This window comes from Nostoc sp. 2RC (assembly GCF_014222165.1).
In the GTDB taxonomy this organism is placed as follows: domain Bacteria; phylum Cyanobacteriota; class Cyanobacteriia; order Cyanobacteriales; family Nostocaceae; genus Nostoc; species Nostoc linckia.
This window is the reverse complement of the sequence record NZ_JACKZU010000337.1, coordinates 1-9,246: the sequence shown is the minus strand read 5'-3', so window position 1 is coordinate 9,246 and position 9,246 is coordinate 1. Positions and strand designations below refer to the sequence as shown.

The window sequence follows — 9,246 nt, the reverse complement described above, 5'->3', positions numbered from 1 at the left end:
GATAAGGGGCGGGGGAAAGGGGAAAGAAAAAACCTTTAACCTTTACCCTTTAACCTTTTCCCAAATCCAATTCCGAGTTAGAAATCTTTAACCGAGCAGTATTGAGCTGGGGTCTGACCAGAGACTCCAGTTTCACCTTCAAATTTTTTCGCTCTCAGATAAAACCGCCCTACTAAAATTAGACTGGAAATTGCTGGAGCCAAAATTAAACCGTACCATAAACCAGTTCCTCCCCATCCTAAAATTATTCCCATTAGATAACCTCCACCCAGCCCAACACCCCAGAAAGACGATGTGTTAATTATCATAGGTACGCGGGTATCTTGCAATCCTAACAAAGCCCCAACCGTAACTCCTTTAAGACTAGAAAAAACTTGGTAGACTGCAACTAATTTTAGGAAATTTATTGCCTGAGTAATTGCTACGGCATTATCGGGATTATTAATGTCCAAATAAAGGGTAGCAATGGATTGGGAAAACAGTTCAAAACCTGTTGCTACAACGAAGGCAAACAAGGCGCTTAAACTAAGATTAACAAAGGTTGCCCTCATTACTCCCTTGGGGTTTTTCTCTCCCATCATTTGCCCTACTCTGGCCGTAACCGCGTAAGAAATTGCCATTGAAATTGCTGAAAAGATACTGGATGCCTGGAGAGCAATTTCATGGGCTGCTAAACTGGAGGTTCCTAACTTTCCCATGAGCATTGCCGTGATGGTGAACAGCCCCATTTCAATTGCTAATTGAATTCCCGTCGGCCATCCAATCTGAAAAATTTTACCAAATATCTCTCCATCGAACTCATTTAAATAGCGAAAAAGCTTGTAGTCTCTACTGTTAGGATGAAAATAAATCAGCATAACTGAGGCTAAGAAACTCACCCAATAAACAAGCATAGTTCCCCAGCTGATTCCAGCTAAACCAAGGGCAGGGAAACCTAAATAGCCGAACATCAGTACATAATTGACGGGTATATTCAGCAATAAAGAGACAACTATAATCACCATGCCAAATTGGGGAAAATTGATTGCAGCGGCAATTTGTTTTAAATACAAAAAACCCAGCATCGCAGGTAATCCCCAAACCAACACATGTAAATAGCTTTTTGTCAATAAAATATTGTTTTGTTCTTGACCTAGTAAAGGCAGTATAGAATCACAGTTCCATAACAGAAGCATTGCGGGTAAAGATAGGGCAACTGCCAGCCACAGTCCTTGACAATTAATCCGGCTAACTCTATCTAGATTGTTTGCTCCAAAAGCCTCGGCGGCAAGTGCCCCTGCTGCTCTGAGAATACCAATGCAAATAGATGCCAGAGTCAGAAAAATAACTACACCCAAAGCACCCGCCGCTAAATTTTGAGTGCCAAGTAAACCCATCATTACTGAATTGATTACAGGTATGGTAAATTCAGCTAATTGAGCAACTGCTAAGGGTACAGCCAATCCCAGACTAACTCGTGCTTCAGTGAGAAAATCTGACTTAAATTCTGTTGAAGTTATTTGCTCCATAAACTTGATATTAATTAATAACGGGAATAATCATCAGTGTAAACATTCGCAACGTTTTAAATGCTTTTATCTATCTGCTTATAACCTATAATGCTTTTAACAAAATTAGGTTCATAAAATCTAAATCTTGTTTATAGGTTATGGGGGATTCAGTGAGTAAGTCTGATATTGAGAAAAACGGGGCAACTATAAGCAGTCCAATACCAGAAAAGGTAGCACAAATGTATGATGCGCCCGGAGGTCAAGGAGGGCATCTCATCTTTGACGGGCAGTTTCATTGGGGCTACTGGGACGACAAGAATTCTGATGCCAGTCTTGGTGAAGCAGCCGATCGCCTGACTCAGATTATGATCGATAAATCGGAAATATCTCAGGGACAACGCTTCTGCGATTTGGGATGCGGTATAGGTGTCCCAGCTATGCGGATTGCCAAAGCGAAAGAATGTTTCGTTGATGGAATTACAATCAGCAAGTACCAATACGACAGGGCGAAGCAGCTAGCCGAGGAAGCTGGTATGTCCGATAAAGTCCGCTTCATCCACGGTAATGCCTTGGAAATGCCCTGTGAGGACGCCACCTATGACGGAGGCTGGTTTTTTGAAACTATTTTTCACATGGGACACCGCCAAGCCCTACGAGAAGCTTATCGAATCTTGAAGCCAGGGGCCACATTACTGATCGCTGACTTGCCAACACGGCCAAACATTACCGAAGAATTTAAAACCTTTGCCAAAGAAAAAATTCATTCGGTGTTTATTCCCAAGGAAGATTATCCAGGACTGTTGGATGAAGCGGGCTTTGACCTGATAGAAATTGATGACGTAACCGAATTTGTCATTCCTCCTTTGGTTCCAAAGGTTAAAGTCGCCTTTAAACAGTATGAAACTGAAATTTTGGAATACGTTGAGAGTCAAGCCATCGGCCGCTGGGTCAGAATGTTTGAGGATATGTGTGAAAATCTTGGGTATATGCTGGTAAAGGCAAAAAAAAGAGCATAATACTGGTTCAATAAAATGCAATTGCCCTAGAATCATTGAGAATCGAGATGACAACCGAGATTACAAGGGATAGTATCTTTAACATCATTGTCCAACACACTCGTGAAGTTATTCCAGAACTGGAAGGTCATTTGATTGTTGAGACGGATCGACTTGCTGACTTAGGAGCCAACTCGATGGATCGAGCCGATATTGTCATGATGACGCTAGAATCGCTGTCGCTACAAATCCCTCTAATTGAGCTGGCAAAAATTAAGAATATAGGCGAGTTTACCGATCTGCTGTATGAGAAACATCAGTTTAGCTAAAATACTGATTACAGGAGTTGGAGTCACCACTGCGATCGCGCAAGGAAAAGTTAATTTTTTAGAGGCGATACTTGCAGGGAAATCTGCTTTTGCTGAACTCAATCGACCAGGGCGAAAGATTGTTGATGGCAATCTGCCTTTGTTGGGTTGCGAAATTGACAATCTCATCATTCCTGATGGCATTGCCGAAAGAGATTTACGGACAGCCTCATGGTCGGCTCAAGTGGGAGTTGCTACCCTGGATGAAGCGTGGCGGGATGCCCGACTCGATGATGTCGATCCTTGCCGCATCGGTCTAATTGTTGGTGGCTCGAATTTCCAGCAGCGTGAACTGGTGCTGATTCAGGAAAAATATGCACATCGGACTCATTTTCTCAGACCGAGTTATGGCACGACATTTCTTGACAGTGATATTTGTGGACTCTGTACCCAATATTTTCCTGTGAAAGGATTCGCGCATACCGTAGGGGGCGCGTCCGCTAGCGGTCAGCTGGCAGTCATTGAGGCGAGCGAAGCTGTTGCAAGTGGTAGAGTTGATGTCTGCATTGCTATGGGAGCTTTAATGGATCTGTCCCATTGGGAGTGTCGAGGACTGCGAGCTATGGGGGCTATGGGATCAAACCGTTATGCTAATGAGCCATCATTAGCCAGTCGCCCTTTCGATCTTCATCGTGACGGATTTATTTTTGGCGAGTCTTGTGGCGTGGTAGTAATTGAAAAAGAGGATACAGCAACTCGTTCTGGCGTTTCGCCCTATGCGAAAGTTTTGGGGTGGGCCACCAGAATGGACGGAAACCGCAACCCCAATCCGTCCCAGTCAGGTGAAGTGTCTGTCATCTGGGAATCGTTGGCTCGTTCTGGATTGTCGCCGCCAGCGATCGACTATATCAATCCCCACGGTAGCGGTTCCATCGTTGGGGATGAAACTGAAATTTCAGCCATTCGTGAGGCGGGTCTGTCCCATGCATATATCAATACAACCAAGTCACTCATCGGTCACGGACTGAGCGCCGCAGGAGCTGTTGAGGTGGTGACAACAGTTCTACAAATGCGTGCTGGAATGCTTCATCCATCGCGAAACTTAGACAGTCCAATCGACTCAACTTTTAACTGGGTTCGGGAAAAATCTGTTAAACATCACATCGAATATGCGATCGCCCTGAGTATGGGATTTGGCGGAATCAATACGGCATTATGTCTCGGACGATGTTAAGCGAGGAACAATCATGATATCAGTTGGAATCGAAAGCATGAATGCTTTTGGCGGTAGTGTCGTCCTTGATGTGATGGATCTGGCTCGTCATCGACAGCTAGATATGCGGCGGTTTGAAAATTTATTAATGAAGGAAAAAGCAATTGCCCTGCCGTTTGAAGATCCCATCACTTTTGGAGTCAACGCCGCCAAACCTTTAATTGACTCTCTCTCAGAAGAGGAAAAAGGACAAATAGAATTGCTCATTACCTGCTCAGAATCAGGGATTGATTTCGGTAAATCCATTAGCGTCTACATTCATCAATACCTGGGTTTGAATCGATGCTGTCGCTTATTTGAGTTGAAACAAGCGTGCTATGCGGCAACTGCCGGACTACAAATGGCCCTTAATTTCATTCTCTCACAAACATCACCGGGTGCTAAGGCGTTGGTTGTAGCCACCGATATTTCCCGATTCGTTGTCACCGCCGGGGGTGAAGCACTCACCGATGACTGGTCTTATTTTGAGCCAAGTTCTGGTGCAGGGGCAGTAGCCATACTTGTTAGTGACGACCCAAAGGTGTTTCAAGTCGATGTAGGCGCAAACGGCTATTACGGCTACGAGGTCATGGATACCTGCCGTCCAGTGCCTGACAGTGAATCGGGAGATGTCGATTTATCTATGATGTCGTATCTCGACTGTTGCGAGAAGGCGTTTATTGAGTATCAAAAGCGAGTTTCAGGCGTAGACTATCAAAATACCTTTGGTTACTTAACATTCCACACGCCTTTTGGTGGCATGGTCAAAGGGGCACACCGGATGATGATGCGTAAGTTCACTCAGGTAAAGTCAAAGGATATTGAACTTGACTTTAAGGAGCGAGTTGCACTAGGACTCCGCTATTGCCAACGGGTGGGCAATATTATGGGCGGAACGGTGATGTTATCTTTGTCCAGCACCATCGACAATGGTGATTTCACGACACCAAAGCGAGTGGGTTGCTTTTCCTACGGTTCTGGCTGTTGCTCCGAGTTCTACAGTGGCGTGGTGACAGCAAATGGACAACAGTGGCAACGTCAGTTTAATATTGGGGCGATGCTAGACCGACGCTATCGGATTTCCATCGAGGAATACGAAGACCTTTTCCAGGGCAATCGCAGTGTCAGGTTCGGAACGAGAAATGTAACTTTAGAACCCACGATGCTTGCGGGTATGCGATCGGCCTGGAAAGATAAACCATTGTTGACCTTACGCGAAATTCGAGAATTCCATCGTGAGTATGAATGGGTGAGCTAACGTATCAAACTATCAACGTCCGGTTTCAGGGGTCAATTTGTCGCATTCAGCTGTGTCAGCTAGATTCCGAGAATGCGATTACCAACCAGCTCGTCACCGAACTTACAGATGTCCTTGGCATTTGTGAAAATACAACTAGAGAGAAATCACAAGCGGTTTGTGTCGTTGTCATTGAGGGATTGCCGGATGTTTTCTGTACTGGTGCAGACTTTCGCCACATCGCTGAACAAAATGATGCTGCGGGGAGGGTCGATGCTGAACGCTTGTACCATTTATGGATGCAGCTGGCCATCGCTTCATTTGTCACAATTGCCCATGTGCGAGGTAAGGTGCGTGCTGGTGGAGTGGGCTTTGTTGCCGCCTGCGACATCGTACTAGCGGATGAATCAGCAACTTTCGCGCTTTCAGAACTTATGTTCGGTGTGTTTCCCGCCTGTGTGTTACCATTTCTAATTCGCAAAGTGGGCGTGCAAAAATCTCATTACATGACGTTGACGACCATACCGATTTCAGTCCAGGATGCATCCGCCAGTGGTTTGGTGGATGCTTATTCTCAAGACAGCGAATCTCTGTTACGTAAACATCTGATTCGTCTGAGCCGACTGTCGAATTCAGCCGTATCCGAGTATAAAAAATATATGCACCAGCTAAACGATATCCTGATGCGATCGCAATCGTTGGCAGTTTCCACAAACGAGCAGTTGTTCTCCTCTCAAGAGAATCTCGACAAAATTCGGAGATACGTTAACGAAGGAAAATTTCCTTGGGAGCCATAGTATTATCCGATATCTGCAAAAACGACTTTTATTTATTAGGAATACACTATTTTGGTATTCTGTCAATACACTTCTTGGCATTTGTCCGGGAAAAGACGAAAAAAACTCAAAATCCTTTCCCTTTCCCCTTTCCCCTTTACCCTTTCCCCTTTCCCCTTTCTTGCAAAAGGATATTTTTGCAATAAGTCTAACGTATAATTCTAGCAATTTAATTAACAATGATTACTTATCTTTTCCCTGGGCAGGGTTCACAAACAAAAGGAATGGGAAAACAACTGTTTGCAATATTTCCAGAGGAAACGGAAATTGCCAGTGACATTCTTGGGTATTCAATAGTTACATTGTGTACAGAAGATCCAAACAACCAGCTCGATCGAACACAATTCACTCAACCGGCGCTTTTTATCGTTAATGCGTTGTCCTATAAACTGCGTTTAGCCGAATCTGGAAAGTTACCTAATTTCTTAGCCGGCCATAGTTTGGGTGAATACAACGCACTTCACAGTTCAGGAGCCTTTTCCTTTGAAGATGGTATTCGCCTAGTTGCAAAGCGTGGGGAACTCATGAGCCGCACACTCAATGGTGCAATGGGAGCTGTAATTGGCCCTGCGGCAACCGACATTCGGACAATGTTAGACTTTCATGGACTGTCAGCAGTTTATCTTGCAAACTACAATTCGCCACACCAAACCATTGTATCGGGTTTGAAAGCAGATATCGAGAAATCCAAGCAAGTCCTAGTAGATGAGGGAGCGATTTTCATTCCTCTCAACACAAGTGGCGCGTTCCACTCTCCCTATATGGTTTCTGCAAGAGAAGAGTTTGCGCGGTATCTGGAAAACTTTTCTTTTTCAAAACTGACGATTCCTGTGGTCTGCAACGTCAATGCACGACCCTATCGACAAGAAGAGATTGCGTCCCAGTTAGCAAATCACATTACATCTCCTGTGCGCTGGTCTGAAAGCATCGGTTATCTGCTGTCCCAAGATGAAATGGAGTTTGAGGAACTAGGTGTCGGTAGAATTTTAACCAAGTTAATGCCAAGTATCAAACGAGAATATCAAGGGCAGCCAGACAATACTGCAAAAAATCCTCATATTCAAGATGATAATCAAGTCGATTCTTCCTTAGCAAGTCAGTTCTCTATAAAAGGCGATCGCACCGATGAACGTTCCAGCCAATTTAATACCCAGTTTACTGTGGATAAAGAGAAACTAGCAGCCCAGGCGCGAAAAAAAGTCGATCGCTGGAATCGCTTGTACCCAGTTGGTACAAAAGTACGCATTCCTGGATATGACATGGAATTGACGACCTGCACTCCGGCTGTGATTCTTTTTAAACATCGAGCAGCCGTTTATATGGAAGATTACAACGGCTATTTTGCTTTGGACGAAATATCATCACCCGCCGAGCGGTGATAGTGGGTTAAAAAGAAGACTGCTTACACTAAAGACAAAAAAACACCGCTATTGTTTGACTCAAGGAGATCGTGTAGAATCACGCAGTGTCTCGAAGCCATCCACCTATCATTTCATCAAATTACCGCGCTGAACAATGATAGAGTCAGATTTATTCTTCTGGGTCTAAATATAGCACGCAGTTACTTTCACATAGGTCAATCTTGGGGAGTGAACTAAATGAAACATAATCTGTCAGATAGCCTTGAAAATCCTTCCTCTTTGAAATCAGGAGATCCGATGCAACTCCCACCTGTACTCAAAGGGGGGTGGCCGATTATTGGGCATCTTCCAGAATTTATGCAGGACAAAGGTGCTCTGTTTTACAAGGGCTATCAGGAGTTAGGTAGTGTATTTACTGTTAAAATACCCCAACCGATAGTGGTGGTCACTGGTAGCGAATACCATCAATGGTTTTACAACGAAACTGACAAAAGCTTAAATATCGCCAAGGGCTATGAAATCCTGAAATATGCCATAGGTGAAATATTCCTTACCGCCTCAAAGGAGCAGTACAAAAAGCATCGCATTTTTCTACCAATCATCTTTGGTAGAGAACGTAGCTTGGGCTACTTAAATGCCATGAACTACGAAGTTGATGTCTGGCTCGATCGTTTAGGGGAGTCGGGCGAGATGGATATTATGGAGGAGATGCGCCTAGTAACGCGGTCTATTGCTGGGCACGCCTTTGCTGGAGCAAATTTCCGAGATGAATTAGGTTCGGAATTCTGGGAAGCATATTCGGATATTGCCAAGTCCGTGAGCATCATCTTACCCCCTAACTGGCCACTGCCTAGATATAAACGTCGCGATCGCGGTAGGGCAAAGATCCGAAGTATTCTAGGTCGCCTTTGCCAACAACGTCGTCAAGCTCCTGATGCCTACGACGATGTAATATCTTTGTTACTCAATACTCCTTTGGACGATGGCACTTACCTCGACGATCAAAAGGCGGCAGACCTATGGCTGGGTCTGATATTTGCCGGAAATGATACCACCGCACGGCAAGCCGCCTGGTGTGTTCTCCTCACCCTCCAACACCCGAACATTTTGGCACGCTTACAAACTGAAGTTGAGGTTCTAAATGACAACATTGATGCTATGAGCTTTAGAAGCTTGCCACTAACCTTCCAAGTAATTGATGAGACTGTAAGGCTGAAACCTTCCGCAGATATGCTGCTGCGGGTTACTGAACAGGACGTTGAAGTCGGGGATTATCAAATTCCCGCAGGCTGGCGTGTGGTTATAGCCGCCGGAAGTTCCCATTATCTAGAAAGCAAATTTAGTAATCCACCTCTTTTTGACCCCGATCGCTTTAGCAAAGAACGGAGCGAAGCTAAAGACCAGTATGCTATTATGGGGTTCGGCGGAGGTGGGCGAAAATGTCCAGGGATGAACTTTGCCAAAAATGAGATGGCCATCATCCTCGCAAAGTTGCTACGCAACTATGATTTAACTCTACTCACACCAAACCCAAAGACAATCAGCGTACTCGGCGGTGCTCCTCGTCCATCACCCACGCGCATCAGTTATCAACGAAAAAGATCGCCAGTACATCCGATGTAATTAAACTGAGAAAATTAAATTCAGTATATCGGTGCTAGTCGTTCGGAACCCCATAAAAAGGAGTCAGAATTCAGGAGTCAGAATTCAGGAGTCAGAATTCAGGAGTCAGAATTCAGGAGTCAGAATTCAGGAGTCAGAATTCAG

Annotated in this window: 8 protein-coding genes; 7 read left to right on the top strand and 1 reads right to left on the bottom strand. The window is 44.7% G+C overall.

Translation table 11 applies throughout. The annotated features are described in order from the left end of the window. Positions 1–77 precede the first annotated feature (77 nt). Positions 78–1,508: an MATE family efflux transporter gene (locus tag GNE10_RS27365; protein ID WP_185568686.1), complete on the bottom strand. Its 1,431-nt coding sequence runs from the start codon at positions 1,506–1,508 to the stop codon at positions 78–80. A gap of 152 nt (positions 1,509–1,660) precedes the next feature. Here GNE10_RS27365 and GNE10_RS27360 point away from each other — a divergent pair, with 152 nt between their 5' ends. The 7 genes from GNE10_RS27360 to GNE10_RS27330 all read left to right on the top strand — a co-directional run bounded on the left by GNE10_RS27360 (position 1,661) and on the right by GNE10_RS27330 (position 9,102). Next, complete coding sequence (locus GNE10_RS27360; protein ID WP_221643012.1) at positions 1,661–2,506, top strand: methyltransferase domain-containing protein; 846 nt, start codon at positions 1,661–1,663, stop codon at positions 2,504–2,506. A 47-nt stretch (positions 2,507–2,553) separates the two neighbouring features. After that, entirely contained in the window at positions 2,554–2,814 is a 261-nt protein-coding gene (locus GNE10_RS27355; protein WP_099066639.1) for an acyl carrier protein, read from the top strand. After that, complete coding sequence (locus GNE10_RS27350) at positions 2,792–4,027, top strand: beta-ketoacyl synthase N-terminal-like domain-containing protein (protein WP_185568680.1); 1,236 nt, start codon at positions 2,792–2,794, stop codon at positions 4,025–4,027. The genes GNE10_RS27355 and GNE10_RS27350 overlap by 23 nt, the downstream gene beginning before the upstream one ends. Positions 4,028–4,040: 13 nt before the next feature. Further along, the gene (locus GNE10_RS27345) at positions 4,041–5,303 is read left to right on the top strand and encodes a hydroxymethylglutaryl-CoA synthase family protein (protein WP_185568677.1); all 1,263 of its coding nucleotides are present in this window, start codon (positions 4,041–4,043) and stop codon (positions 5,301–5,303) included. Beyond that, a complete protein-coding gene (locus GNE10_RS27340) occupies positions 5,291–6,079 on the top strand; it encodes an enoyl-CoA hydratase/isomerase (protein WP_185568674.1) in 789 nt (262 codons plus the stop codon). The genes GNE10_RS27345 and GNE10_RS27340 overlap by 13 nt, the downstream gene beginning before the upstream one ends. Positions 6,080–6,297: 218 nt before the next feature. Then, positions 6,298–7,497 (top strand): ACP S-malonyltransferase, encoded by a 1,200-nt coding sequence (gene fabD, locus GNE10_RS27335; RefSeq protein WP_185568671.1) that lies wholly within the window; start codon positions 6,298–6,300, stop codon positions 7,495–7,497. Between the two features lie 219 nt (positions 7,498–7,716). Further along, positions 7,717–9,102: a cytochrome P450 gene (locus GNE10_RS27330; RefSeq protein WP_185568668.1), complete on the top strand. Its 1,386-nt coding sequence runs from the start codon at positions 7,717–7,719 to the stop codon at positions 9,100–9,102. The last annotated feature ends 144 nt before the right edge of the window (positions 9,103–9,246 follow it).

What these genes read in the sequence shown, in the direction of transcription:
- GNE10_RS27355 (WP_099066639.1), top strand. Translation starts at nt 2,554, where the DNA reads ATGACAACCGAGATTACAAGGGATAGTATCTTTAACATCATTGTCCAA.
- fabD (WP_185568671.1), top strand. Translation starts at nt 6,298, where the DNA reads ATGATTACTTATCTTTTCCCTGGGCAGGGTTCACAAACAAAAGGAATG.
- GNE10_RS27330 (WP_185568668.1), top strand. Translation starts at nt 7,717, where the DNA reads ATGAAACATAATCTGTCAGATAGCCTTGAAAATCCTTCCTCTTTGAAA.
- GNE10_RS27365 (WP_185568686.1), bottom strand. Translation starts at nt 1,508, where the DNA reads ATGGAGCAAATAACTTCAACAGAATTTAAGTCAGATTTTCTCACTGAA.
- GNE10_RS27350 (WP_185568680.1), top strand. Translation starts at nt 2,792, where the DNA reads ATGAGAAACATCAGTTTAGCTAAAATACTGATTACAGGAGTTGGAGTC.
- GNE10_RS27340 (WP_185568674.1), top strand. Translation starts at nt 5,291, where the DNA reads ATGGGTGAGCTAACGTATCAAACTATCAACGTCCGGTTTCAGGGGTCA.
- GNE10_RS27345 (WP_185568677.1), top strand. Translation starts at nt 4,041, where the DNA reads ATGATATCAGTTGGAATCGAAAGCATGAATGCTTTTGGCGGTAGTGTC.